This is a genomic window from Bacillus sp. LQ01 (genome assembly GCF_057624735.1).
This window is the reverse complement of sequence record NZ_JBYEZL010000001.1, coordinates 1,756,959-1,783,556: the sequence shown is the minus strand read 5'-3', so window position 1 is coordinate 1,783,556 and position 26,598 is coordinate 1,756,959. Positions and strand designations below refer to the sequence as shown.

The 26,598-nt window shown below is 36.0% G+C and carries 32 protein-coding genes; 7 read left to right on the top strand and 25 right to left on the bottom strand.

Translation table 11 applies throughout. The features are described from left to right. Positions 1-325 precede the first annotated feature (325 nt). Both AC22L0_RS09275 and AC22L0_RS09270 read left to right on the top strand, forming a co-directional pair. Positions 326-1,057 carry a coiled-coil domain-containing protein gene (locus AC22L0_RS09275; protein ID WP_487272244.1) on the top strand — a complete coding sequence of 244 codons (732 nt, stop codon included), beginning with the start codon at positions 326-328 and terminating at the stop codon, positions 1,055-1,057. Between the two features lie 471 nt (positions 1,058-1,528). Continuing rightward, positions 1,529-2,035: a hypothetical protein gene (locus tag AC22L0_RS09270; RefSeq protein ID WP_487272243.1), complete on the top strand. Its 507-nt coding sequence runs from the start codon at positions 1,529-1,531 to the stop codon at positions 2,033-2,035. Positions 2,036-2,234: 199 nt separating this feature from the next. Here the strand turns inward: AC22L0_RS09270 and AC22L0_RS09265 are convergent, their stop codons facing one another. The 20 genes from AC22L0_RS09265 to AC22L0_RS09170 form a co-directional block, all read right to left on the bottom strand. Then, positions 2,235-3,044 carry a GH25 family lysozyme gene (locus tag AC22L0_RS09265; protein ID WP_487272242.1) on the bottom strand — a complete coding sequence of 270 codons (810 nt, stop codon included), beginning with the start codon at positions 3,042-3,044 and terminating at the stop codon, positions 2,235-2,237. Beyond that, complete coding sequence (locus tag AC22L0_RS09260) at positions 3,044-3,469, bottom strand: phage holin family protein (protein WP_487272241.1); 426 nt, start codon at positions 3,467-3,469, stop codon at positions 3,044-3,046. Before AC22L0_RS09260 ends, AC22L0_RS09265 begins: the two co-directional genes overlap by 1 nt. Before the next feature lie 75 nt (positions 3,470-3,544). After that, positions 3,545-3,769: a hypothetical protein gene (locus AC22L0_RS09255; protein WP_000390479.1), complete on the bottom strand. Its 225-nt coding sequence runs from the start codon at positions 3,767-3,769 to the stop codon at positions 3,545-3,547. Positions 3,770-3,897: 128 nt separating this feature from the next. After that, positions 3,898-4,272 carry a hypothetical protein gene (locus tag AC22L0_RS09250; RefSeq protein WP_487272240.1) on the bottom strand — a complete coding sequence of 125 codons (375 nt, stop codon included), beginning with the start codon at positions 4,270-4,272 and terminating at the stop codon, positions 3,898-3,900. Between the two features lie 15 nt (positions 4,273-4,287). Then, complete coding sequence (locus AC22L0_RS09245) at positions 4,288-8,619, bottom strand: phage tail spike protein (protein ID WP_487272239.1); 4,332 nt, start codon at positions 8,617-8,619, stop codon at positions 4,288-4,290. Further along, entirely contained in the window at positions 8,616-10,097 is a 1,482-nt protein-coding gene (locus AC22L0_RS09240; RefSeq protein WP_487272237.1) for a distal tail protein Dit, read from the bottom strand. Before AC22L0_RS09240 ends, AC22L0_RS09245 begins: the two co-directional genes overlap by 4 nt. A gap of 12 nt (positions 10,098-10,109) precedes the next feature. Continuing rightward, on the bottom strand, positions 10,110-12,710 hold the full coding sequence (locus AC22L0_RS09235; protein ID WP_487272236.1) for a phage tail tape measure protein: 2,601 nt from the start codon (positions 12,708-12,710) through the stop codon (positions 10,110-10,112). Then, positions 12,711-12,986: a hypothetical protein gene (locus AC22L0_RS09230; RefSeq protein ID WP_487272235.1), complete on the bottom strand. Its 276-nt coding sequence runs from the start codon at positions 12,984-12,986 to the stop codon at positions 12,711-12,713. 35 nt (positions 12,987-13,021) lie between these two features. After that, positions 13,022-13,450 (bottom strand): hypothetical protein, encoded by a 429-nt coding sequence (locus AC22L0_RS09225; RefSeq protein WP_487272234.1) that lies wholly within the window; start codon positions 13,448-13,450, stop codon positions 13,022-13,024. A 46-nt stretch (positions 13,451-13,496) separates the two neighbouring features. Then, positions 13,497-14,090 carry a hypothetical protein gene (locus tag AC22L0_RS09220; protein WP_071730458.1) on the bottom strand — a complete coding sequence of 198 codons (594 nt, stop codon included), beginning with the start codon at positions 14,088-14,090 and terminating at the stop codon, positions 13,497-13,499. A gap of 14 nt (positions 14,091-14,104) precedes the next feature. Next, positions 14,105-14,467, bottom strand: a complete 363-nt coding sequence (locus tag AC22L0_RS09215; protein WP_029441608.1) for a hypothetical protein — start codon at positions 14,465-14,467, stop codon at positions 14,105-14,107. 5 nt (positions 14,468-14,472) lie between these two features. Continuing rightward, entirely contained in the window at positions 14,473-14,880 is a 408-nt protein-coding gene (locus tag AC22L0_RS09210; RefSeq protein ID WP_325854369.1) for an HK97-gp10 family putative phage morphogenesis protein, read from the bottom strand. Further along, the gene (locus tag AC22L0_RS09205) at positions 14,855-15,199 is read right to left on the bottom strand and encodes a head-tail adaptor protein (protein ID WP_487272233.1); all 345 of its coding nucleotides are present in this window, start codon (positions 15,197-15,199) and stop codon (positions 14,855-14,857) included. Before AC22L0_RS09205 ends, AC22L0_RS09210 begins: the two co-directional genes overlap by 26 nt. Beyond that, positions 15,196-15,504 carry a head-tail connector protein gene (locus AC22L0_RS09200; protein ID WP_284559182.1) on the bottom strand — a complete coding sequence of 103 codons (309 nt, stop codon included), beginning with the start codon at positions 15,502-15,504 and terminating at the stop codon, positions 15,196-15,198. Before AC22L0_RS09200 ends, AC22L0_RS09205 begins: the two co-directional genes overlap by 4 nt. Positions 15,505-15,547: 43 nt before the next feature. Further along, positions 15,548-16,393, bottom strand: coding sequence for a hypothetical protein (locus AC22L0_RS09195; RefSeq protein ID WP_071730467.1), 846 nt, complete (start codon positions 16,391-16,393; stop codon positions 15,548-15,550). Positions 16,394-16,500: 107 nt separating this feature from the next. Next, positions 16,501-17,208 (bottom strand): DUF4355 domain-containing protein, encoded by a 708-nt coding sequence (locus AC22L0_RS09190; RefSeq protein WP_284559181.1) that lies wholly within the window; start codon positions 17,206-17,208, stop codon positions 16,501-16,503. Between the two features lie 75 nt (positions 17,209-17,283). Next, complete coding sequence (locus AC22L0_RS09185) at positions 17,284-18,051, bottom strand: phage head morphogenesis protein (protein WP_487272232.1); 768 nt, start codon at positions 18,049-18,051, stop codon at positions 17,284-17,286. Between the two features lie 73 nt (positions 18,052-18,124). Continuing rightward, entirely contained in the window at positions 18,125-19,549 is a 1,425-nt protein-coding gene (locus AC22L0_RS09180) for a phage portal protein (protein ID WP_487272231.1), read from the bottom strand. 12 nt (positions 19,550-19,561) lie between these two features. Beyond that, positions 19,562-20,833 carry a PBSX family phage terminase large subunit gene (locus AC22L0_RS09175; RefSeq protein WP_487272230.1) on the bottom strand — a complete coding sequence of 424 codons (1,272 nt, stop codon included), beginning with the start codon at positions 20,831-20,833 and terminating at the stop codon, positions 19,562-19,564. Beyond that, positions 20,820-21,758: a terminase small subunit gene (locus tag AC22L0_RS09170; protein WP_487272229.1), complete on the bottom strand. Its 939-nt coding sequence runs from the start codon at positions 21,756-21,758 to the stop codon at positions 20,820-20,822. Before AC22L0_RS09170 ends, AC22L0_RS09175 begins: the two co-directional genes overlap by 14 nt. 222 nt (positions 21,759-21,980) lie before the next feature. Here AC22L0_RS09170 and AC22L0_RS09165 point away from each other — a divergent pair, with 222 nt between their 5' ends. The 3 genes from AC22L0_RS09165 (at position 21,981) to AC22L0_RS09155 (ending at position 22,800) form a co-directional block, all read left to right on the top strand. Further along, positions 21,981-22,178 (top strand): hypothetical protein, encoded by a 198-nt coding sequence (locus tag AC22L0_RS09165; RefSeq protein WP_025967175.1) that lies wholly within the window; start codon positions 21,981-21,983, stop codon positions 22,176-22,178. A gap of 18 nt (positions 22,179-22,196) precedes the next feature. Further along, positions 22,197-22,418 carry a hypothetical protein gene (locus AC22L0_RS09160; protein WP_097879987.1) on the top strand — a complete coding sequence of 74 codons (222 nt, stop codon included), beginning with the start codon at positions 22,197-22,199 and terminating at the stop codon, positions 22,416-22,418. A 175-nt stretch (positions 22,419-22,593) separates the two neighbouring features. After that, positions 22,594-22,800: a hypothetical protein gene (locus AC22L0_RS09155; RefSeq protein ID WP_033667316.1), complete on the top strand. Its 207-nt coding sequence runs from the start codon at positions 22,594-22,596 to the stop codon at positions 22,798-22,800. 431 nt (positions 22,801-23,231) lie between these two features. Here AC22L0_RS09155 and AC22L0_RS09150 read toward each other — a convergent pair whose 3' ends face one another. After that, entirely contained in the window at positions 23,232-23,438 is a 207-nt protein-coding gene (locus AC22L0_RS09150; RefSeq protein ID WP_002183085.1) for a hypothetical protein, read from the bottom strand. Between the two features lie 366 nt (positions 23,439-23,804). Here AC22L0_RS09150 and AC22L0_RS09145 point away from each other — a divergent pair, with 366 nt between their 5' ends. Next, a complete protein-coding gene (locus AC22L0_RS09145) occupies positions 23,805-24,011 on the top strand; it encodes a hypothetical protein (protein ID WP_098394576.1) in 207 nt (68 codons plus the stop codon). Between the two features lie 597 nt (positions 24,012-24,608). Here AC22L0_RS09145 and AC22L0_RS09140 read toward each other — a convergent pair. From AC22L0_RS09140 to AC22L0_RS09125, 4 genes are all read right to left on the bottom strand, one after another. Then, the gene (locus AC22L0_RS09140) at positions 24,609-24,881 is read right to left on the bottom strand and encodes a hypothetical protein (protein ID WP_487272228.1); all 273 of its coding nucleotides are present in this window, start codon (positions 24,879-24,881) and stop codon (positions 24,609-24,611) included. Between the two features lie 60 nt (positions 24,882-24,941). Then, entirely contained in the window at positions 24,942-25,304 is a 363-nt protein-coding gene (locus AC22L0_RS09135) for a hypothetical protein (protein WP_487272226.1), read from the bottom strand. A 92-nt stretch (positions 25,305-25,396) separates the two neighbouring features. Next, positions 25,397-25,765 (bottom strand): ArpU family phage packaging/lysis transcriptional regulator, encoded by a 369-nt coding sequence (locus AC22L0_RS09130; protein ID WP_487272225.1) that lies wholly within the window; start codon positions 25,763-25,765, stop codon positions 25,397-25,399. Between the two features lie 41 nt (positions 25,766-25,806). Next, positions 25,807-25,980, bottom strand: coding sequence for a hypothetical protein (locus AC22L0_RS09125; protein WP_487272224.1), 174 nt, complete (start codon positions 25,978-25,980; stop codon positions 25,807-25,809). A 102-nt stretch (positions 25,981-26,082) separates the two neighbouring features. Here AC22L0_RS09125 and AC22L0_RS09120 point away from each other — a divergent pair, with 102 nt between their 5' ends. Continuing rightward, entirely contained in the window at positions 26,083-26,247 is a 165-nt protein-coding gene (locus tag AC22L0_RS09120; RefSeq protein WP_000140899.1) for a hypothetical protein, read from the top strand. Positions 26,248-26,598: the final 351 nt, after the last annotated feature.

Sequence of the window (26,598 nt, the reverse complement as noted above, 5' to 3'; positions counted from 1 at the left end):
GATGCCAACAGGGTAATGGCAATATAAGTCTTCTTTCTTCTATTATTTTATTTCCAAGTATGTATATCATATTTTTCATTAATAGAATAAGAGAATTTAATAGTAATGACGATAAATTCATATATCTTATTTATATATTTTATGTTATAGTTTCATATGTTAATTAATTACAATATTTTTCAAAAAGAGTATACATAGTCATATCAATCATATTATTTGGGATAGGTTGTTCTTTAAATTAGGAATTATATAAAGAATCATAAAAACGCGCTAGTTACAACTAAGAAAGAAACGGGATAAAGAATAAGTCATTGGGGGACTAGTAATGAAACATAAAGTGTTATCGGTAGCATTACCAATTTTGCTAATTAGTGGAGTAGGTTGTTCAAAAGAAGATACAGAAAAGAAAAAGACTGATAATTTACAAGTAGCTGAAGCGGAATCTAATAAAAAGGCCTTAGAGACTGTAAACAAAGAAGTAGATAAACTACGCAAAGAAAAAGATGAATTAGAGAAGAAAGTAGCTGAAGCGGAATCTGATAAAAAGGCTTTAGAGACCGCAAACAAAGAAGTAGATAGACTACGCAAAGAAAAAGATGAATTAGAGAAGAAAATAGTTAAAGAACCAGGAATCAAAGAACAAGAAAGAAAAGAAAAAGACCCTCTAACAGATGTCCATGGCCCTATAACGATAAAACAGTATCAAGAAAAGATGGAGACACTTGTTAATCAGTTTTCAAGGGAGCTGCAAGCTACAAAACCGATATTTGCAAAGGATCAAACATTAAAAACAAATCAAATGGAGTTAAAGAAACAATTTGAAGTAGTCAAGGGAGAACTTAGGAAGTTAAAAGAACTTGACCCACCTAAGGCTTATGATTATTTCCAGGTGCAACTAAGAGACGATGCTAAAGTAATTGAAATATGCATAGAACAAATATTTGTAGGTTTAGATGAAAAAGATACTGAAAAGGTTGATTCAAGTTTAAAAGCTATGTATGGATATATAGATACTATGGGTTTGACACTAGACGAAATAAGAAAATTAGAAGGCTAATCCTTAGAAAAGAGTTATTTGTTAATGAAATATAAATTACTAAATTTATCTACCCCTGTATTTCTTGTACCAGGGGTAGATTTGAGAATGATGATAACATAAGGTAAGGTATTAAATTTCGTTGAAGTTAAAAAAATAATGAATGCTATTAAAAAAAGAGAGTTCCCTATTGGTAACTCTCTTTTTCACTGCACATACGCATAGGCTTCATTTGCTTTTAAATTGTATGTTTCACCTTCACTATTATTATGCACTTTATTTCTCACCAAACTATTCTTTTCTATAAAATATTTAGTATATGCATAGACTTCATTTGCCGTTACATAGTATCCCTTTTCTATTGTGTAATTTATATTTGGCACCATTATTAATATGCAATATTGCATATTGGTACAATATATATAAATGTTGTAATTTACATTTAACCCCTGTAAAATTTAGGGTGTAAAGAATATTATAGGAGATGTGATTATGAAGAAAATTTCAACTTCACTTATGCTAATTGGATTAGTAGTATTTGGCTTTCTTTTACCAAGCAATACTGCAAGTGCAGCTGAAAACACGCCACTTGTCGACAAAGTGCAAATTACTAACATTGGAAACAATGAGTATATCGACTATGGTCAAGGTAAAAAGTATCGAGTTTATGCATATAAAAACACAACATTCAAAGGATATGCATATGACGCAAATGGACAAGCAGTACCTGCTGGTACAACTTTTTACATTTACTTCGATGGCGCACTAAATTTTGCTAAAAAAGATATTTTATGTACTGTAGGAGCAAATGGTGCATTTGAAGGTTCAGTGGAAATGCCTAGTGGTAAGGGGAATTATTCTTTCTGGGCTTCAAGATCAACACACTACTACGATATTGTGACTCTTGGTTATTACAATGGTCCTAACAAAACTAATCCGATTTCAAAAGCAAATGAAAAAACAGTTTATCATTACGCTCAGGGAGTATATCATCCATAAAAAAGAGCCAGCCTATAAGCTGGCCTTTTTTTTATTTTATAGAAATATAGACGTTATAAGTCGTAATGTAGTAAGTTTTTCCTTTTAAATCGTGTTCTTTATATTGCACGGATGCTTTCGGTTTAAATACTCAGTTTAGATATGATGAATTAGTAAATATAAATTAAAAGAAGCCACCCAACAGGATAGCTTTCAATGTTTATTTGTTAATGTACTCGTACCACCAGTTTCTTTCATCCATCCAAGCTGTAATCTTATCAAGCTCGCCATTAGGTAGTACTTCAGTTTGTAAGTACGCTAAACCAGTTAATGGATTAGAGACAACTTTTCCTTTTGTTCCACGCTCATTCATAGCATTTACGACTTCCTGAACCAATGAAATGCCAAACCCACCAGATTTAACGTATTGATAGCCACCATTAGCAACAGATTGTTCAATTTGTTCCTCTCCTGTAAACCAAGATAATGATTTACTACCAATTAATTTGTTCAAATCACACTTTCCGATACCTGGTACATTTCCTGTCTCGGTGTATTGCCAGATATCACATGGATAAGCTGGTCTATTCCCGCCATAACGAGGGATCCAAACAAAGTCAGATTTTACATTTGCCATACCAAACGGAGCATACATATGATGACCAACGTATAAACCAACTTTCTGAGCACCTAATCGGCGTAGTTCATCAATAAATGCTTGTGTGCCCGCTCTCATATCATTCATTGTTTTTACTTCAACATCTGCAACCCAGACTGTCGCGCTCTTATCTCCACGGTTCCAGAAGTCACGAGCTTCTATTCGTGCATCATTTTCAGAAACAAATCGACAAAATGCATAGTTACCAAAAGGAATACCCTGTTGCTTCATGGCTTGTACATACCCTTTATACAATGGATCTACATAATTTGAACCATCTTGTACACGAGCGATGATGAAATCAATGTATTGCTTTGCTATAGGCCAGTTAATTTCACCATTCCATTTTGAAATATCAATAATTTGTCCCATTACTTAACATCTCCTTTTCTATCTTCTTGTTTTTGTTTACCGCCTAAAATCTCAATTGCATTTGTTAAAGCTTGTGGAAGCGGAATACCCATTCGTCCAGCATTTTCTAACAGTGAAAGTAATTCATTACCCATGAAGTAGAAAATTGTCGCTTCACGAATAGCACTATTACTTCCTAACGCTGCATCTAACTGAGCTGCCGCTCCGACCAAAAGAAAAAGCACCACCTTTTTGGCGATGCCTTTGAAACCAACTTTACTTTTTAATTCTCCGTTATACCCTGCTGCAATCATGCCAGTTAAATAATCAATAAACGCCATTGTTACTAAAATTTTCAATGTTGCATCCCATCCTCCCAAAAAATACCCACAAAAACCACCAAATGTAGCGATAAATACTTTTATTAATACATCCATGCGATCCATCTTTCCATCTCCTTATTTATAATAAAAAAGAGAGACGCTTGTCCCTCTTTCAATAAGTACTTTTATTTTAAGGTTTTATATCATTCCTTTTAATATTAAACCCAATACCGACATTGTGATTGCGCTAATAATAATTCGTAAAATCCAAGTTGTATTCATACTGATTTTTTCTAATTGCTTATTAATTGTAGCGATGTCTTTCTCATTAATTGTTGTGCGAGTTTCTAAATTACGAATATCACGCATAATTTCTTTTTGTTCTGCTTTTAAACTATCAATTTTTACATATACATCTTCCAATACATTCACATCCTTTCATCATCTTAATAAAGCAATCTTTATATGATATGAGACAACCTTATTCATGGTGAATACATCGTAGGAATTTCCATACAAAAGCCGTAATTTTATACAAAATAAAACACAGCTCATGGCTGCTCCTGTTCTGTTTGTGTGTTATTTTCATTAGTCGGTGTTGTCGGTTCTTGAGATGGATATTTTCCTGTCAGTGATGTATAACACTCTAAACAAATATTCTTTTTCGCAAACCCCATATCCAGTGCGTACAGACGCGCGCCACGTTTACATATTTCACACAACGTAGCAATTCGAAACTTTACTGTCCCATCCATCTCTCTCCATACTTCAACCCTGCTAATACCTTGTAGAATACCTGCATTATTTAACATATCAGCAGGTATTTGAACAAAAACTCCTGTCTCTGTTCGCTCTGCATCCACCAGCCTCCCCATAAAAGGAAAGCTTTCACCTGCTTGAAGTGGCATCATTTGATTCTCATTCATTCCTACTTCCCCTTTCTATCCAAGTGCGTTAAATTTCCAACCACTTGGAGTACTCACATAAAACCCCGCTCCAGCATTACCATCTGTAAAGCGAATATGGCCCCATTGTTGGAATCCACCGCCACCTAAGTTAATTCCCTGCATTGCTCGTATATTTCTATAGATTTTAACTTCTTTTTCAGTACTTATATCAAACGTTTGTCCATCTGACGCAGGAGCTATGTTATTATTCACACCACCTACAGAAAGTGCGTTAAACGGCTGAATACCATCTGCTCTTTCTGCTGCAGCACGATCCCAATTATACATAGATGCATATTTGCCACTGTATAGCGTTACACCACTTACACAAATCGCTGTCCCTTGTCTCATGTCAGCATTTCCAGAGCAAACTTTAATAATCAATGCGTGTTGTTGCGGAATATAGTTGGTCGGCACTTTGAAAGTGAAAGAGTATCTTCTAATTTCTCCATAATAGGTAGACGGTTCAGGGAAGTCCATTTTTTGTTCACTCAATATGTCATAACTTACGTTGTCTCGGAATTTCACACAGCATACATGTATTCTCGGTTTTCCTGTCTTACGTACGCCATTTATCATGGCAGTTCTAAAGTGAGCGGATGCTGTATATTCGTTACCAGGATGTATACCGTTATTTACGATCGTTTCCGGATAGTTATACATATCTACCCTTGCAGCATTCACCATTTGCTCGTAATCGAATATATGTGTATTCTTTTCTATTACAACATTTCCCCAGGACTTCCAAGTAAGACCGTATCCACCTTCAAACCCATAATAATCGTTATGTCCAATGTTTTTCTTTGTAACACTAGAAAAGTCGGGATCTGCTATTAGGTTTCGTCTTGATACCGCAGTTGTTTTTGTTCCCCATTCGTCTTGGAATAGGAAGTCTAGCATTTTAACAGTTACACCATCTTTATCAATAGTTATCTTATCACCGTCAATTCTAATAAGATTCGTATCAATGCCTTTTGCAGTTAACCATTTGACCATTGTGTCAGCATTAATATCCAGCTTTGCAGCATTAATTGTAATTTTGCCAGGGGACATATTGATGGCAGTGACAATCCCGTCCTTTAAAATCTGCGCTATAATCCCCTCATCTAGCACTTCTAACTTAGATTCCGTTTTCTTTACATAGGCATTATAAGTCTCATTTATAAACGTTTCTTGTTTTCCAGAGATGATTGAAACGCCTTTTTCATTAGCACTAATACTTCTTTCTAATTCTGTAACTTTTTTATTGTAATCTTCAGTAGCTACTCTATTGGCTAGATCTTCTAGCATTTTATCAGCATCCGTTTGATCTTTCGGATGTAACCAAAATTCTGTAGCTATAGTACCACGCTGTAACATAGGTGCAGCACACCATAAACGCCCATTTCTCGTAACGTAATAACGCCATCTCACAAACGCTGCATTAGCTGGCGCTTTATCTGTACATATAGCACGAACCCACGTATTATTTACAACTTTGACATTCGTTCTAGCTGTTTTAACACAAGTTTTTTTGTCAGCCGTCCACCATTCAATTGCAATAAATGCACCACCACTATCAATAGGTGTTTCCCCATCAGTATTGAAATAACCTGATGCAACAAAGGCTTCATTAACCTGACACTCAATGAATTGACTTGTAAGTCCCCACCAACGATCTTGAGTATGGCCAGTACCGGTAATTGAAAATGAGTTCATACCTTTGTATTTTAAGTTAGTATCAACAGAACCAGCAGCCCCATTACCACTATTCCAAAACCAATATTTCTGCCCTAACTTAAAATCAGCATCACGCAACTCGTTTACAGTACCTAAACCACCTACATAATCCTCAACATCTTTCTTTTTCATTGCCAATTTCAACTCTTCAGAATGTTGACCTATTGTTGTAGTAGCCTCATTAAGCATTTTCCCTTGCTGAGTTTGTATTTCTTGTACTTTACCGACGCTTTGTGAAATACTATCCGCGTTTTTCTCTACTGCTGTTACACGTTTATCAAATCCCGTTTGATTTTGTTCAACCTTAGTTATATTTTCTTTTATACTATCCACACTTTTTTCAATATCGGTTGTTTTCTTCGTAAATTCATCGGTAGTTACCTGCTCTTCAGGCGGCGGCGTCCAATCCTGCGGCTTATTACCTTTATATAAAGCGACCCATTCTACAACGGCTTTTGTAGTGTTACTTGGAAAGTTATACAGACTCAACCTTCTTTCATTTTCACCCGTTGTTACTACAGCTTTAAAAGTTACATACGTTATTCCATTAGCATAAACACTTGTTGCATATCCAACATTATTTGAACCACCATTCTGCCAAATTCCAAATTGTTGGCCTTGTGGGACACTTCCTTTAATTACAAAAGTATATTCCTCACCTGCAACAAAATTTTCAGTTAGAGAATATGGATTGATTAGATAATCTGTTTTTTCGTATTTAGTATTTGAATCTAATAACAGATTACGACCTCCAGCTTTATCGTTATTAACTTTCTTTTCTACGCTCTCCAACTTCTCACTAATCTGGCCAGCTTTTTCTGTAATTTCAGTTGTGGTGTTCTTTAGATTATTAGTTGTTTGTTGCACCTCAGAGATTGTCTTTTTCGTACCTTCAGCAGTCTCTACCACTGTATTTAATTTTTCAGTGATTTCACCGTCTTTTTTTGTTAAAGTTTCAATAGATTTGGTAAAACCTTCGTTGGTCTGTTTCATTTCAGAGACAGTTTTGTCAATTTCACCTTGAGAGTTTTCTACATTTTTAATAGTTAGAGAAACTTCCTGAAGATTTTCTGTTACTTCCTTGAATTGTCCATTTGTCTCTTTTTGGGCTTCTTCTACTTTTTTATCTAATTCTTCTTTTGTGGACTGAATATCCTTATTAACCTGCTCCAGTGTATCTTTCCTAACTGACTCCACATCAGGAATAAGAAGCTCCCAATCTTTCCCGTTCCATACTTTTAAAATACCAGGTTTACCGTTACTAATATCTCGCCATAACGTCTTACCTACTATAAGGTTATCGATCGGTGGATTTTTAGCTTCAATAATATTTACCGTATTATTTTTTAAATTTTCCTGGACTTTTTCAGCTAACTCTTTAACTGCTTTAGACTCTTCTCGTATAGTTTCGATTGTTTTTTCATTCTCTTCCACCAATTTTTCTAGTTGTTCTAACAGTTCCTTATTAGCCTTATTTCCTAAAGAACCAAGAATTTTATTGTATAACTTCCTTAATTCTTCATTCGAATCAACAATTTCACGATAATCACCAAATACGTATTTATCCTGTTTAGGATCAGTAAAGGATTCATCACCGGCGATAGTCCGTGCTTCAAGATATAGCTTAGGTGTGAAATCTGTATCTTTAATTCGGATTGTGTCGCCCTCATTAATCAATTCATGCGCCAATCCAAATACACGCCCTATAGATGCAGCTTCTACTTCATAAGAAACAGATGTATTTACACGCTTTTTAAACTCTGTTTTCATCAAAGTCATAAGTCGCTCAGGAGACATATTCTGGTCTTCTGTTTCCGGTGTGTAGAATCCGAATTTATGTTTCCCACTTTCATTCCAACGCTGGAATGCATCACTATCTGTAATATAAGGAAGGCCGTTATTAATTTTCTCTATCGTAATAATGTTATCGCCTTCTCCTTTAACGAAACCTACTAGAGCTGTACAAACGTCTCGAGAATGTTCGATTCGCCTTACACCAACTAAGTCCTTGCCTAAAACTACTTCCTTACCGGTTTCCCTACCACGTTCCTTTATCATATCAACGTACCAACCAGTAATTTGTGACCCCACGACTTCCACACGATATTGAATTTCTAAATCAAATAACGAAGCGATTTTCTTCAAGAATGTAAGAGGATCTATAATTTCGTCAATTGTCATCGTGTGGAATCCAGCGTACTCTGTTATTCCACGATTCCATTTCATCCCTACGAGAGCCATATCGATAAACTCATTAACGGTTTTACCTTCTATACGTTGCGGCATAATATAACCGTCTTTCGCTATTTGTACCCACGCACCAGATGCATGAACTGTAATCGACCGATCGTTAGAGTCTTTTTCCACTTCATTGTTGATCACGTATGGAACCATTAGGCCATCACGAACCTCTTTTACAATTAAATTCTGTTGTTTCAAAGCAATGGCGTGAGGCGTTCCGTCAAATACTTTAAATTCTAATGTGTCTATATTATTTTTAAGTTCCCAGTGACGAATATCATCCCAATAGTCTTTCGGTTGAATAGCTGATATGATTTGATCTGTTTTAAAATCCACGACATGCAAAATTCCGCTTGGTGTTCTCATCTGAATCGCTCCCTGTATTTGACCCTTGCTGTTCCGATATCAGAAGGCATAATCTCAAGTTTATTAGTGCCTCTATTGATAACAGGGAAATTACTGAAAATGCCCTTAATGTTAATCGCATTCTTTCCTTCAATTGTTACATGACTATTTTCTGTGTCGATCACCACTTTATCACCAACATCTACTATATAAGGCGGTGTATTTTTCGTATTTAAATTCACTTTCCAAAACTTCAAATCACTAACTGACATCGCTTCTACTGGTGGAACGTCTTGAAACTGCATGATGCTAATCTGAATTTGTGCTGCTTTTTCCATATGATAGTTTTTTTCATCCGTCCAACGTGCAAATCGTTCTGAATCATCTTTTTCTGTACCTGGAAGGAATTTTGAAATATACGCTTCCCATACATTTCCTGTCCTAGCTATCCACAATCGACCAAAATACTGATTCCATGTATTCGGATAATCGCCACTCTCATAAATTAAACCTGTTTTCCCTGGCTTATTGTCATATCCAATTACCATTGTCCCGAAATTTTGTTCAGCTTGCCAAAACAGATCGTTCATAGCAATTTTTGAAAGTACCTTGCTATTTTCATCCAATATCGCTATCTCAACTCGTCCCATTTCATTGATTTTTTTACTCTTACATGTAACGTAGGCTTGCATAATAAAGTCTTGTACTGGACCGCCAGGGATACTCTTTTTAACAGCTGCGCCGTGCCAACCTTTAACCGCAGTACCAAAATCAGAACAATAGAATTGGTATTTATCTGACTTCATTTCACCAATTGGATTGCCATCTTCCATTGAACTGACTTTACTCCACCCTACAGTGGTAGCCATTTCATCCCATATAATCCTTTGATTTCTTTCTACAGGTGTTTCCACAGTTTTTAACGGCATACCGATACGAAAATAATCTCGATCACTTAAGGATACCCCGCCAAACCATACATCTAAAAAAGTGTTTGGCTTTGTAATATCAATTTCAATGATAGGGTTAGAATGAACAGTTCCTTTATTTTGGACATTAGCAACTAACCCATTAGCGTCTTTTTTAAAGTCAATCGTTTGCTCTTTTCCTAACTTATATGGCATTGGACAAATGAAAGTTAAAGTACCTTCACCTAGATCAACTAACTGGTCTAAATCTAAAGTTTCATCTACGACAGCTAAAAACGTACGATCTTTTTCATCATCAAAAATAAGCTCGCACGGTTGATCCGTAACGAGCCAATCTGCTATTTCTTCTTTTAGTTTTTCAGCTTCTTCAGCTGAATCATATAATAGTGCAATAGGAACTAAAATCTTTCTCATTTTAGTTTGTGTGCGTAGTAACCTACCTCCTGGATAATGCGAGACTTCAAGAAACATATGATCCAAAGGAGCCCATGCAGGGCGCTTTTTACCCTGCAGTGGAATTACATTTGGATTTCTTTTCCCGTTAAAACTAAAGAAACTAATTCCCGCCATATCATCACCTACCTAAAATACTTTGAGTCTTTCTTTCTCGCGTTCTTGAAATTCATTGACATCTGAGTAAATTTCCTTCGCTATTTCTCTTCCGTTTAAATTAATTTGTAAAACAGTTGGACCTTGTGATACATATTTGGCCCCTTGTTGTTGATTTAATGGTAATGAACCCATAATTCCATTCGCAATCGCGTCAAACGTTTGCTTACGTAAAGGTAAAACCGTTTCATCGTATCCTCTTGCGTCACCCACACCAATTAATGTAGGATTACCGGGCTTAATTAAAGCTCCGTTCGCAGCCCATTTAATATCGAAAGATGGCAGACCTTCACTCGCCCAATTTACTGGGTTTAATGATCCATTTACACTAATCTTCGGAACAGGAATGTGAACGCCACTGAACATATTTGAAACACCTTTTTTAATTTTATCAATCCATTCCATAACACCTTCCCACGCATTTTTAAATGGGGTTGCGATTGCATCTTTCACTTTTCCGAATACTTCTTTTATCACTGTAAGGGTGTCTCCTGAGCTTTTAAAAATACCCTCGAACATGTCAGAAAATACTTTCTTTACACCTTCCCAAGCTTCTCCAAACAGTCCTTTCATTTTGCTGCCTATTTTGCCGATGATGCCAAGTACCTTTCCAACTCCCCATATTTGAATGAAATTCCAAATGAATTCCCATGCTCCTGATAAAATTTGTTTAATAGCATCCCAAACACCAGTCCAATCACCAGTTAGTAAGGAAGAAAATAGTTTAATTGTCCCTAAGATGATATCTAAGGCTCCATTTATAACACCTTTTATGTTTCCCCAGACATCTTCAATAATGAATAGAACAACAGGCATTACAAATTCAATAATGCCCTTTATAAGATCAAATGCATTTTTTACAGCTTGGACAATCTGATCCCCGTTTTCTTTCCAAAATGCTGCAATCTTTTCTATAATCCCGTTCACAAATGACATCACATCTGTTAATAAAGGCATTAAGTAAGGAGCTATTGTATTGAATACACCTTTAATAAAATCCCAAGTAGACCCAATTATTCCCATAATTACAGGAGCAGCAGCTGAGATTAGAGATTGTACATTTTCTATAAAACTACTTAATTGGGCATGTACATCCTGAACGAACATGATAATATCCGCTTTTTGTTCTGGAGAAAACCCTAACTTATCCAATAAATTACTAGCAGCTCCCCAATCACCAGATACGAGAGCTTTCATAGTTTCTACACCATACTGCACTGCCGCTGTAGTTTCTTGTATAAACTGAATTGAATTAGCAGAGAAACCAAGTTTAGTAAGAATGTCATATCCCTCAACCATGGCATTTCTATCACCAGAAGCCGCGAGCCAAAAATCTTGAATTGCTTTGGTTATTAACTGGATATTACCTATATAATTGTTTAAATCTACAAATCTTTTAATTGTACCGTCAACCCACCGGACCACCTGAGTTAATCCAAGGACAATAGCAGCTAATGCAGGAGCGATAAGTGTAAAAATCGTTATAGCTAAACCTTCTAGCGCAGATGTGAATTCAATCCACTTTCCTTTTAGATTGTCATTCATAGTTTTAGCCATTTTCGCAGCTGCACCATCAGCTTTTTCTAATGCTTTTGTATTTTTCTCTAATTTCTCGCTACCTTCTTGCATTAAAGCTGCCCAGTTTTTATATGCTTCTGCACCAAATAACGTTGTTAATGTAGCTGATTTTTGTTGGTTTGTCATACTACCTGTTTTATCTTCTAATTCTTTTATAATCGTTGGTAAAGGTTTAATTTTACCTTGCTGATCAAAGAAAGATAAATTCAACTCATCCATAACTTTTCGCATTTCTTTTGTCGGTTTAGCTAAACGCCCTAAAGATGTAGCGAAAGCTTGTCCTGCAACTGATCCTTGCAAACCACTATTTGCCATCGCCATAATTGCCGCTGATGTTTCTTCCATACTGAAACCGACAGTATGGGCAGTTCCAGCAGCGTATTTCATCGCTTCGCCCATTTGTGTTACATTTGTATTTGAGTTAGAAGCAGCCAACGCTAATACATCTGCTGTATGGGTCGCTTTATCAGCTGACAATCCAAAACCACTCATAATATTAGACGCTATATCTGCTGCTGAACCTAAATCAAGTGCACCTGCCGCGGCTAAATCTAACATGCCAGGCATTGCTTTCATAATATCGCCAGTTTTAAAACCAGCTTGCGCAAGGTACATCATCCCTTCCCCAGCTTGTGTAGCAGAGAATTGAGTTGTTGCACCTAATTCTTTAGCTTGAGCTTCCAATTGCTTCATTTCACTTCCGGAAGCACCGGAAACAGCTGCTACTTTTGACATGATTTGTTCAAAGTTAGCACCTGCGGAAACAATACCAACAAGTGCGGCTCCTGCCCCTAATGCCATACCTGCCATACCACCAATAGCTATAGCGGAAGTCCCGACAGCTGCCCCCATTGAACCAGCCATTCTACCGACGCTACTAAAACCTCTATTTAAAATCCCTGTAGTTCGTTGACCGTGCTGTTCTGCTCGGTTCAATCCACCTCGTAATTCATCATCACGCAAGAATATTGAACCAAACATACGAAATAGTTCCATTTATTCACCCGCCTTTCCGCGGATTTTAGCAACACGAGCAAACACTTCTTCTTTTGTGAGTTTCTGTTTCGGTGTTTGTTCGATTGAATTGTTATATTGTAGTACCTGTTCTTGCGTCGGATTTTCACGTTTATGTTTAAATTGAGGAAATGTTTCATCGCAGTACGGTTGTAGGGCGCACCATTCTTCCCATAACATGCGGTCCATCTCTTTTTTCTTTGCGGTGAGATACAAATTAATAACTATCTTGGCATCCAAACCATGTATGTACTCCATGTTCGGATAACGAGAAGCTAACGTATCGATGAAGTCTATTTCATCAAGTTCACCGCATTGGAAAAAAGCTTAAACAATCCAACTTCTGAATTTTTAATTGCAGTAAACAACTTCACTAACTCTTCTAGATTTAAAGTTCGTATTGTTTCCCAATCTGGAGATGTTTTTTTACCCTTTTCATCTTCATGAACTAAAAGTCCGGCTACAAACTCGAAAAATTCTTGTTCTGCTTCTTCTAATCCGAAGATAAACTTCATGATGATGTCGTAACCAAAAGTCTCTTGTGCAGCTAATACATCATCTTGAGTTGCTCCTTCTTTATTTCGTACGCCCATCATTAAATCTTTAAGTAAATTAATATCAACCTTGAATTTCGATTTCTTCAAAATACGAACTACAGAAAATAAATCTCCACCATGAATTTGTCTCACTTTATATTCTTTTTCTTTAATTGCAATAGTCATATTTATTCCTCCTTAAAATAAAAAGAGCAGGGATTATCCCTACTCTTTAACCTGCTGGTATTAATTTAGCTGCTTCTGTCGCTGTTAAAATACGCATCTTCCATGGTACTTTTCGAATGTTTTCTGGGTCACGGTGTCCAGTGAATGTAACCTCTGGAACTACTTCACTTTCATTTTCAAATCCCATTTCTAAAGAACCATCAGATAACGCGTTATATACGATAATCTCAGCGATATCGCCACCTAATGTTTCACCAACCCACGCTACATTTTTAAGGTAGCTTTCTTTCGTAAGGCGTTCCGTCGCTTCAATTACATCGTATTTGATAGCTTTTCCGTCTTTGGTAACGGTTTCTTCTGAAACTTTTAATCCTGCAATAAAATTTTTGATTTTTTCTTTATCCAAAAATTCAAGTGTCTTAAAACTGATTTGAGTTTTTGATTTAGTGATACGCTTCATCCCCATAGTGTCACCAGGAGAACCATCATACTCAATTTCTTTAAACTCTGGTTCGTATTTAAATGAGCCACCGCCTTGTGTAGCACCTACAGGTAGTTCGTCTTTTTCTCCATAATTAAAGAAGAATGCACCCCAATCTCCGAATAGGACATTCTCTGGTTTTGGTTGTGGAGCTGCCATATAATCAACCCTTTCTATTGTTTAAAATAAGTTCTTAAAATAAACCGCACTTCTTTACGTCTGATATTCGGGTCTGGATCAGGTACTTTCTGACTCGAAAGATAAGAAATAGCAGCACCAAATTCAGCACTGCTTAACCTTTTTCTATGAAGATTGTTTTCTAGCTTCATAATCAGTTCATCTATTTTACTAAGATGAGCGGAAGTGCCGTAAATATCAATTGTAAGCATGATATTCTTTCGTCCCCATGGTTCTTTGTCATCATTTACCGTGAATACCAGATAAGGCATTTCAGCCGTTGTTTTAGCGATTTCATAATACGTTTCTTTATGAATCTGTTTTAATTCACTGTGTAATATATTTATAAAGTCATTCATGCTATCTACCTCATTAACGACGAATAGGTTCGCGTGCCAACTTGTGTAATTTGCGGTTTATTGCTCTCTGCTGCTGGTCTAAGAAAAGGCTGTGCATGTTGCCCTTGAGTTTTAACCATCTTCCCTGTTTTAGGGTCACGGTACATCCAAGGAGTTTTTCTCCCGTCACCATCAACCGCATAGATTCCCGTACCCTTCTCAACGTATATACCATAATCAACGGATGTACCAATAACAACCTTTTCTAGTTCTGCTTTAGAACTAATACTGTTTCTTAAATTACTAGTATCTACAGCAGCAAGTAATTTAGCTTTAGAAGATACAAATTGACCAATAGCAGTATGAGCTGCTTTCTTTGCGGCTAAGTGCCTTGCCATTACTGCAGCTCTATTTGACTGGAATTTCATGCTCATATGGCAACATCTCCAATTCTATTTGAAAGAATCTACCCGCATTCATTGGATCGCCTGGATAAGTAACACTGTATACCTTCTTATCAATAACTAATCTATCTTGAATAGTTACATCGAATGGTAAGCAATAAAAGAAATGCGTGCTTTTCTCCTCTACTTTCTTATTACGGGCGTCCTTTGTTCCTTGAATAGCATCTAATACACCTTTTACATTGTTAATTTCGTTCCACTCTTCTGTTGGATATGGACCATCGTCAGAACTAGCATTACGAAGTACTGAAGCATCTTTTCCGAATTTACGAATCATTGATTGAATCATAAGACACGTAACCTCACTTTCAGTCCTTTCGTAATACTAGTAGGGTAATCTCCAATATCATCATAAGTAACAGAGTAGTTACCTAATGATTCACTTTTCTTCCCTTCTCTCTCCTGTTCCTTATACTGATGAATCACCATTTTGGAAATAATACCAGGATAAGCAGGAGGGAACTCAGGAATTTTTCTATTTGTGTACTCAGCAACCATCAATATTGTATCTTCAATGTCTACTAATAAATTCTCAGGGCATATATTAGGTAGTTTAGTTTGTACACGTTTTAGAATTTCTGCTTTCATGTCCATCTAATCACCTGCTTGTGTAAATGAAAAAGGTAAAGAAGGCTTATTAAGCCCCTTCACCTGGTTTTTCCGGAGTAGTTGGTGTGATTGTAGCTGTAAGCACCGCTAAGGACTCTTGACGAAGAATATCTCCACCATAAACCATAAGGCCACGGATACCATCAGCAAATGCACCTTGTAGACGCATAGCTTCTGTTTCATCTAATTGTTTGCCATACCCAATAGCGGATTTATGAAGTCCAAGAATTTTATATTTACCACCAGATCCATGAACTTCTTCAGACACAACGATTTGTGAACCGTTGATAATTTGACCTTCAACAATACCATTTTCTAACACGACAGGTTGCTTAGTAAAACGGTCATCCTTAGATAACAATCCAAGAACTTGAGAGTTAATAATTGTGAAACGTTCAGTTTTAGGTACTTTTTTAATATTTAAAATTGTATTTAAATCAACGATATAGTCGTAAGCGTTCTTCGGTGTTAATTCAATTGGAGATTTATCGCTACCGATTAAGTGTTCCTTAAGAGCTTCTGCATACTTACCTAAAATAAAGGTATCAACTGTTTCCTGAAGTACCGCGCCAGCTTCTTGTGTATGCGGATCGATTAAATTACCTGCTGCTTGTACTGCATCTACATCATCTACTTTGAACGCAAAGTACTTCTTCTGATCCATATTGATTTCTACTTTAGAAGGGTTTGTGTCATCCCATTCAACAGAACCTGAATAGTCTTTTACATTCACTGCACCGACACGGTTAAAAATAATTTTGTTACCTTCAATTTTAGCTGGTTTTGTTGTGATTAAATCCGCGATTGAACGCTTGTGGAAATTCGCCATTAAACGAGCTTCCCAAATTGTTGGAATAAAAGTTGCTACTGACATATATTAATTCCTCCTTAATGTTCTTCCATAACAAAAGAGACCGCTAAAATAGCAATCTCTTTGTTCGTTTTATATTTTTTTAACCATACTACTTAATTTTTCTATTACTACTTACCCCAACTGCGCATATCCTTCTGAATTTGTGCCCAGTTCGCATTAATTTCATCCTGACTCATTGAATTTACTTGTTCTCTTGTAAATCCAGTCCCAGTTCCGCCACTAACATGAATTTCTCGGCCCGCAGCTTTAAATCTTTCGACTACTTTTGCTTCTAACGCCGAAGAGAACAAATCATTAAACTTTGATACTCTAGATTTTGTATCCTCTACATCTGAACCAATAACAAAATCTACAAACTTAAGATCTAATCCAATCGTTGATAATCCATCTGCTGCCGCACTTTGCATTTCTTTCTGATGAAGTATTCTTTCCCGCTCTTCAAGCTGTTCCTGAAGTTGCTTCATCTCATACTCAGCTTTTTCTTGAGCGGTCATAGAAGCGGTTTTGTAGTTCTCTAGTTCTTTCTTGGTTGCATTAAGTTCTTTCGAATATTTTGAACGAACTCTATCTTCTGCTGATTGCACCATTTTCTCAATAAATGTTTTTGTTGCATCATCTAATTTCGGCTCTTTCTGTCCATCAATTGGCGCCTCCTCTTTATCGTCTGCAGGTGGCATTTGTTCAGTCGGTGGTGTATCTTCTGCTGGTGGTGTATTAGGCTCAGAGAAAAACTGCATACCTTTCAAGCGTAATGGCGCTTTTATTGTTTCTTTAACAAACTTTACTGGCAAATCTTTAACTAAATATTGTTTCATCATTTTTCCTCCTTTGAGTTCCTATGAATACGCCCTGCTTAGTTCGTAATCTATAAGCCCTCAAGTGTTTTATTTTTATTTAACAGAGTCTTTCCACTCTTCATAACTAACTGCTGTAATGACTTCATTCCTGCCTGTTGTCGGGTTTCTGGCCCTCCTCTCAATAAATGGGCTAACTTCCGCTACTTCGGTAATAAAAGTACAGCGGCAGCGTACAACCTCTTTAGCAGGTAAATTGCTGTCGTGTGGATATTCACAACTATAACCACCTACTTTAAATAACCCTTTAAACGGTACTTTCTGATGATCTGCTGCTTGGTGAGTAGGGCGGGTCCGCTTATCTAATGTAGAAATCCAAATCTTCTTCATTGATACACCTTGATCAAAAGCGTGAGAGGCACTGTCATAGGTGCCTAAGTTTTGTACCCTGGCACTTTCTGTCCATGCAACCATCATTGCTTTCTTCGCATCACCATCTAATACAGGCTTAATCCGATTAGCCATTGTTGCATATCCTTCGCCTTTTCTAAGACCGATAGATAACTCTCTGCGTATTCGGTTAACTATCTGTACTCGATGTGTACTTAACCTTTGATTGAGTGTCATTTTATCGATTGGCATTTGTACCGCTCGTTTAATGACGTTCGGGTCAAGAAGACCATACGAAAGAGCCACGCCGACTTCTTTCTCGATGAGATAACTCGTATAATAAAAAGACTCTCCATACTGATTGGAGAGCGTTTCATTGAGAGTTTTCTTTTTCTCATATGTTATTTCATTAATAACGCGTTGCAGTTCACTTTGCATGCTCTTATATCGATTGAATCGGCGCATTTCCTGCATACTCAACTGCTCATTTACGGCATATTTGGCATAATAAAAAGCCAGTATTCCTCTGACTTCTTCTAAAGCATCTTTATACAGGTAGAGAATCGCCTTTTCCAGTTCGTCCTCTATCTTTTGGAGATGTTTCTGCTTCTTGTCCCATTCCACTAGGCTCACCTACCTTGTCGAGATTCATGGAATCCGCCTCTTCTTCCTGCATCTTCTGTATCTCCGCTTTCGGATCAGAAACAACAGATAACATAGATAATCGTGTTTCTTCGCTTACTAAACCTTGTAGTTTAGACTGCACATCAGCTTCATCAGCTAAGTTGGCTGGAAGGTTTCGCGTAAATTGAAACGTCATACAAAGGTAGTCTAGTTCTCCTTTATTTGAGCGTAAGTTCCAAGCGTCAAACAATAACTTAAATTGTTGTCGCAATGACTTAGTAAACTTCATTTCTAGCGTTCCTGATTTCGTTTCTAAAGCTAATAATTTATAACGAATAGCAACACCAGTAAGGTTACCACCAAATGATTCATCAGAAAGGTTCACATGTTTTGTGAAACGGCATATATTCTTTTCTAATCTGTCGAGATGGTGTTCCAAGATGTTGTCATTAAGGTCCTTGGTCAAGAAAGAAGCTTCACCATTCTCACCTACATCAAGAGCACCGGTTTGTTTTAGTTTTTCAATGGTGTCATCATCTATATCAACCCCCTTAAAAATCATATAGGCTAGGCGAAACTGCTCAATCTCACTGTTCACATCAGAAAGTGCTCTGTCGTATCCTTCAATAAGCGCAATAGCTTTATCTACATCACCTTGTAATTCCTCATTGTTAGGAAATCCGATAAGTGGTACACCTTTGTATAAGTTAGGGATTCGATTTGTTTCTTGCAGCTTATCTAAATCTTCACCAGTGTACTCAATGATATGAGTTTCGTTATAAAACTCCACCTTGTATCCATCTTTAAAGTCATCACCGTCAATTACTTTGACTGGATAGCAGCGGATAGCGTATTTGGGTTCTGCAATGCTTGAATTAGTAAGGAAAATAGCTTCATAAGGTTTGATATTCATAACCTTTTCTTCACCATCTTTATCATGGTAAAGTAGCCTTGCCCCGTATCCACAGATAGAAGCAAACTTTCCTGTTTCCGCATCAGCATCTTCAGTATGATTTGCCTTTAAGAAATCTTGGATACGTTTTAATACTTCCTCATCTTCATGATCTAAGCTATATGAAACTGGTAATCCAAACATATAACCAATCTTTGTATCAATAATTTCAGAAAAGAAGTCATTGTTTAGCTTGTTGTTAACCTTATCCTTATTTCCATCACCTTTAAACTCACGAGTAAAGATAGGTAAGCCTGTCTCACTTGCTTTGTATCGTTCGTACCTATTAATCATTCGTTTTTTTAACGGTTCAAATTCATCAATAATCTTTTTGAGCAGCTTGGGTGTAGGCTCACCATTTTGTTCATCCAGTAACGGAATGTAATGTTCAAACATCGTCTCACCTCCTTAATAAATTGACTTAACTGCTCTAGCTTTGTTATTAGACATAATTACGGTATTTACAAAATAGCGATCAGCATCCATTTGATGGTCATTCTGCTTAATTGGTTTGTCTTCCCCGCGTTCCATTGCCTTCTCATCCCATACATAAGAAGAAAACTCACGCAGCGTTTCTTTACAACAATCGCAGAATTTAATTAATTCCGTTGTTAATGCAGTTGCTACATTTCGTATTCCATCTAATACATCGTTCTTTGCTTTTTTTACTTTCCAACCTTTTTGTTTCAGTAAAATAATAAATGAGCTTGCCGATGGGTCTACGATAATACGCTTGGTTAGACCGTTTGCAAACTCAACTAAATCATCATAATATTGTTCATCTGACTTTTGTAAATTCTTCTTACGAGCGTCATGATGGTATTCTTTCACCTTATACCAAATGCCACCATATAAGCCCCATAAACCAAAAGCCATAGGGTTTTGTGTACCGTAATCGCAGGAGATATAGTACTGTTCGTATTTTCTTGGATGCGACGGTACAACATGTTCCTCTTCATTAAACATACTATATATTAAACCTTCCGCCATTACCCATAAACCTAATATATAGCGTTGATAGAACACACCACTAAACATACGTTTAAAGCGGTCTTTTACTTTCTCAGAAAGAGATAAATTATCATCCATTGTAAATTTCAAATGACAAACTAACTTCTCTTTTTTCTTATCGATAAGCTCTGTTTTTACAAAGTGATATGGCGAACCAGGGTTGCAGTTCATAAATATCTTTGCGCCATCAACAGAACACCGCCCAATCATTTGATCTATAAATGATTTAGGAAATAGCGCAGCTTCATCAGCTAATGAGCCAGCAGCAGTTAAACCTTGTAACGTATCCTGCGAATTCTCCTTATTAGCTCCAAACAAGTAGTACGTATTCCACCCAATTTGCAGATAGTTTTCAGAACGGTTGTAATCATATCGCCAACCCCATGCGGTAAGTATTTGTATCATAGGGTTGATTACGTTACGTTTTAATGAGCCAATTGATTTACCAGCAATGATAAATGACTCACCTTTAAACTTTTCTTGTGACCATTGCAAGAAACTACAGATCATCGAAATTGTTTTACCAGAACGAATTGCTCCATCTGCAATAACGATGTCATGATTCTCATATGGCGAACCATCTCGCCACCACCACAATAATTGTAATTGTTTATTTGAAAACGGCTGGAACTTAAACGATTTGGTTTTTCGCTTTTTAATCCTCGCCATCTGCATCACCGAATACTTCTTTCATCGTTTCTGGATCAGGAGCAGTTGCTTGTAAGAAATCTTGAATTGCTTCTGCATTATCATCGTCTTCATCACCAGTTAAATTTGCAATTTCAGCATTAGCTTTCTTTATGTTCGCTTTCTGTACTTCCATATGCATTTTGTGGCGCTCTTCTTCAATTTTTCGTTTGAAGTTATCAGGCACTAAATCAAAGTACATCGCCAATTTATCAAGTGCTCTCATCTTGTCAGCAAGCTTGATAGACACGCCTTCTTTGCCTTTTTTCACTTCCGCAATGATAGAACCATCAATCATATCCGATTCATTAAAATCAACATAACTAATGGTTTTCATGACTAGTTTTCCGTCTTCATCTTTTACAGGTCCAAAAGGTCCCATAACTTCTACATCTTTTTGACCAAAGGTTACGTAATTCGTTATATCCGCAAAAGCAATTTTGATGTACTCATTCAATACATCCATCGCTTCTACAAATATGTTTTCAACCATCTCACCTTTAATCTCCCTGATGTAAGATGCTACACGTTCTCTTCTCAGTAACCGGCTACTTGTAACATGTGCGCTACTCTTGGCATAACCGGCTTTCAGTGCAGCTTGTGTACCATTAAAATACTTCATGTAATACAAACAAAAGAGCCGTTCTTGTTCTGTCAGCTCTTCATCATCTAGCATCTTTTTTAACTTGGCTTTTGTCTTGGGGTTTTTAACATTGGTAACGCTCCTTTTCGCAATAGTAACGTTACCTTTTAATTGTTCGTCCCATTTATCTTGTGATTTCCACTTTCTGATTTGCGAAGGTTTGAGATTTAACTCAGCCGCAATATCAATTAATGGCTTCTCTCCTTTACTTGCTTTGTATATTTCAAATGCTTTGTCACGATCTGGGCTACGTTGCCTAGCCATATTCACCACCTCGCGGTAATTCCTAAATTAGTCTTGAAATTCTCTAAAACTCGATGTATTATATTTTTGTGTTTTTCTCAGTTCCCAAGCCGAGAATACATCATCACTTCTGAAAGGACCCGAACTCCAGCGGGTTCTTTCTTTTATTCCTCTTCTTGTAAATCTATTTATTTAAATGTAAAATTATAAATAAGTTCTAAAATTTGAATCGAGGTGAAAATCATGAGAAGTTTTGGCTCATTAATGATTTCTACTGTCTGCTCAGTACTTCTTGTAATTTGGAATGCCTATGAATTCTATAACGGATTCACAACAGGGCGCACATACTACTGGATTAATGGCATCGGAGCTGTTATCTTCCTTCTATTCTTTATCCTCAACATGCGAGATTTCAAAAAGAAAAACTACAGAACCTCATAACAATAGGAGTTGATACATATGTGGAAAAAAATTAAGAATTATAGATTGAGCTTAAAAGATTTGAAATTCATGTTATGGTTATTCGGTATTACATGTTTTATATACGGCTACAATTTCATTACAGGATTAGCTTTTGACCACAAATTCCAAGTCTATTATTTAGGTGGTGCTATAGCTACATTCGCCGCATTTATGGATACTAAAAATAGGATTAAAAATAAAAATTATAAGACAGCGTAATATAAAAGGGAGCCTTTGTGGTTTCCTTTTTTATATGCAAAATAAAAAGCAGCCGATTCGCTGCCTGGCATATTCCCCTAACTCACGGTAATTTCTTTATATATCATTTTAAATCTATAAATTTCGCTGTATAATTTTTGTAAGAATCTCATTTTTCAGAAATGGAGTGAAAAATATGAAAAGTTTTGGTACGTTAGTAATCTCTACCGTCATTTCAGCAGGCTTATTATATTATAATGTCAATTCCTTTTATAATAAATTTACATCAGGGAATACATATTACTGGGTAAACGGTATCCTAGCTGCTGGATTTCTTATATCCTTAATTATCAACATAAAAGATATCATCAAGAAAAACTACACAACTTCTGAATCGAATTAAGGAGCCTATTACGGTTCCTTTTTCTATGTAAAATAAAAAAGCAGCGTATTCGCTACTTACACAAATCGCTAAATGAATCTTACTTAAAAATATTTCTCATTTATTTGTTACAAACTCCCTTCTGAATTGTATATACCCATGTAAAAACTAAATATAAAGGAGTAGAAACATGAAACTAAAAATCAAGAGACCAAACGCATCTAAATCAGATTTTTACATTTCTCCAGAGTTTATTAGCGCTATTGGAATGTTAGTCACATCTCTTCACCTAGCAGGAATCATTTGATTCTTGCTTTTCTTTTTCGTTCGTTGTGTTCGTTTGTTTTGTAAAATGTTAAATAAAATCGAAACAGCATCCTTCTAATTAATAAGTACTAATAAAAACATAATAAAAAAGAGTGCGATTAAGATATGCACTCTTTCAAAAGGCTTTACCAATCTCGATGGTCACCATGTTCATGCTCACGATCGCGGTCATGATTACGTCTACGACGACACTCATCACAATCGCAGTCACGTCTACAATGACAGTCGTTAAAATCGTTTCTTCTGCGTCTACGACCGCATCCGCAAAATACTAAATCATCCCAAAATCTATTACAATCTCGAGAATGTCCAAAATTATTATTCCATCCCATAGATATGATTCCCTCCTCTAAAAATAGAATTCATCATATTCTATGATTAAAAGGTAGAAATAGTTTGTTTACTAGTCTATGTTTCAGACTAATAATATTTCAATTTGCAAGTCTATCTCACCCCTTATCTTTCCTTAACAACAAACAAGACGCCACCCAGATCATGGTAGCGCCTACGATAATTGCTATACACATGTTTGTTGTATCTACATAGTAAAATAAAACACCCATAATGAACACATCATAAGATTAGTAACCCTATTTTCTGTCCGTTGATTATTATGTTTATAGACCTAGATTATGCACATCTATATTCAGTAAGTGCATACCCTATTACATGAATACTACTTTAGGAGTGATTATATTATGAATCCTTTCCCGATGAGGATTGTTGTAGCTCCAACTTCGACTTGGCAACATTTACTTCACCATCCTTCATATGGTCAATATGGTATGCAACCTGGGCATATCCCCTTTACTCCTACAATTGCGCCTTCTCCTGTAATATACCAATATCATTATATTTTTCCAGCATTGTATTTCCAAGAGTTTCACGGTACATTTAACATCTAATCTAAATAGAAAAATATCCGTTATCTGTACCATTGATGAGTCAATTCATGTTATACCTAAAACAGTATTTAAATACGTTTAATGTGTAATTTCTATATAACAAAGAAAAAACGTCTATTTAGATACTTTTACTTTATTTTCATTAAAAAGTTTGCTACATTTTCCATAATTTATTCTTTCCGCCATGTTAATGCAAAATCCCTCTTTCTTTACTCTTGACACAAATCATTATATTACATTTATGTATGGAGATATAAAAAAACATAACCTTTGAAGACCAATTCCTAAAAGGGGACTATTTATACTTCTTATTAAAGCTAACATCAAAATACTAAACTTAATAAGAAACATACAAGCCACGATACTCACGCACCGTGGCTGAATATATACAATTGGTCTTTTCATCCTTATTGCGGATTCTTACCGCCCTTGCCCGTTCTCCGGTAACGTTTTGATAAAGGGGCTATGATCATTGGTTATGAGCGCATAAATACGTTATCCCCACGTTATGCTCTTTTCAAAGAACAATTAACTGTAGGAATATCATATCGCCCATTCCAATATAAAAAGGTACCCGATTTAGTACCTTTTTTGTCTCTATATTAACTTTAATGATTCTCTATTTCGTTCTTCATCTTCGAAATGGTATTCTTCTTTCCCATGAAAAATTGCATTTACATAGGACTCCAATACAAACTTTTGACCATTATACTCAAATTTCATAACTTTATCATTAAACTCACATTCACTTATACTTTTATATGTATTAGCTTTGATTGTACAACCATTTTCATCATAAATCAGTTCAACTACACCATCTTCTGTTAATGTCTGTGTAACATAAATATCTGTTATTTTTTCTTGAAACAACTTCTTAGGTTTATTGTACTCAATATCATAATCTACAAGTTTCCCTTCTTCGATATAATCCTATAAAGCTTCTAATCCTTCATCAACACTGTCCTGGACTTCTTCTGAAAAAGCACTAAATATCAATTGCATAGCTTTAGCATCATCCACAAACTCTAAATCATCTGATTTGCTATTATCACGATATCCAAACGCTCCAGGCTTAAACAATACATCAATATACCCTTTATCTTTTCCATCGGCAAATCCCTTAGCTAAAAAGTAAATATGTAAATTCCCCCACCAATGTTCTCCCTCAAACAATAGTTCCGTTGAATAAGTTTGTTCATAATCATCACTTAATGAATTTTCAATTTTATCATTAGATAAATCTGAAATAACGAATGGTTCAATCGTTTGCTTGTTAAACGGATATTTAAACATAACTCCATCTCCTTCTATGTATTAACTCTACGATAATTTTACCACTTTTACCCAATAATGATTATAAAAATAAAAAGCTCTACAAAGTAGAGCTAGATCATCCCCAACGCTTTCGCTACATTCCTTACAGCCGTTTTCTTTTTTCTATAGAATTTCCCTTTCTTCATTCCAAGCACTGTATAAATGTATTCATCATTTAACTCTTTGTGATTCATATACTTCATTTCTAGTATCTGTTGCTCGTCCTCATCCAAAGCTTCTTCAAATGCACGTTTTAATTGTCTATATCTAATTTCATCATCTGTACTTTTCCTAAGTTCTGGAAATAATAGTTCAACTCCGAACCCCGCTTGTTCTTCTATATTTTTAAACTTCACTTTTAACACGCGATATTCTTGTAACTCTTCTATCACGAAAGGCCGTATTTCCTTTTCATTTACATTCCTAGAAGGTTGATTCATTCGATAAGGTTCCCCTCCGTTCGATCTACTCTATTGAACTTTTACTTCATTTCCATTTTACATTCTTCAAGAAAATCGATAGCCTCTTGAACCCGTTCTTTAGTTGAAAGTAATTCCATAACATTGCCTTCTGTGTTATATACACGAATCTGTCTTTCCTTGTACTCCATCCCTAACATCCCATCATCACCTAAAAGCTTTACGTTATCTTCCATTTTCAAAACCTCGCTTTCTATTCAAAGGATTATTTGGTTAAGTTTCCAAAGAATGGTAATTAGTATATAATTAAATTATTAAAATATTAGGTGGTGATGTAGATGACTGAAACAATCCGAATTGCTCTTTTCACTCTTGTAGGAATCAGTGCTTTATTCTCTGTAATTAAAGAGTTTCAAAAACCAGAAAAAAGAAAATTTTGGATTACATTTGAAACTTTAGTTCTAATCGGGGCAGCCTGGATGTTAATAGGACTTCTCATGTAACCTACATAATTAGTAACTCCTGAATAAAATTCAATATTCCGTTAATACTGTAGATAACCCATTTCGAACCATATTCTATTACCCGAGCAGTTAGCTTTTGCTAGCTGCTCTTATTCTGTAATTAATTCCTCCTTGAATAATTTCCTAAATCTTGTCCATACTATAAATACACTTAATGATTGAACTTCCTTCTTAATGTTTCTTTAGGAGAGCAGTTAGCCTTTGCTAGCCGCTCTTTTTTACTGTACAGGTACCCATTTACTCTAAAATGAATAAACTATCTCGAACCTTATTTTTCAGTCATTCACTGGTTCATGACTTACAAACATAACCCCAATACATGGAATGTTT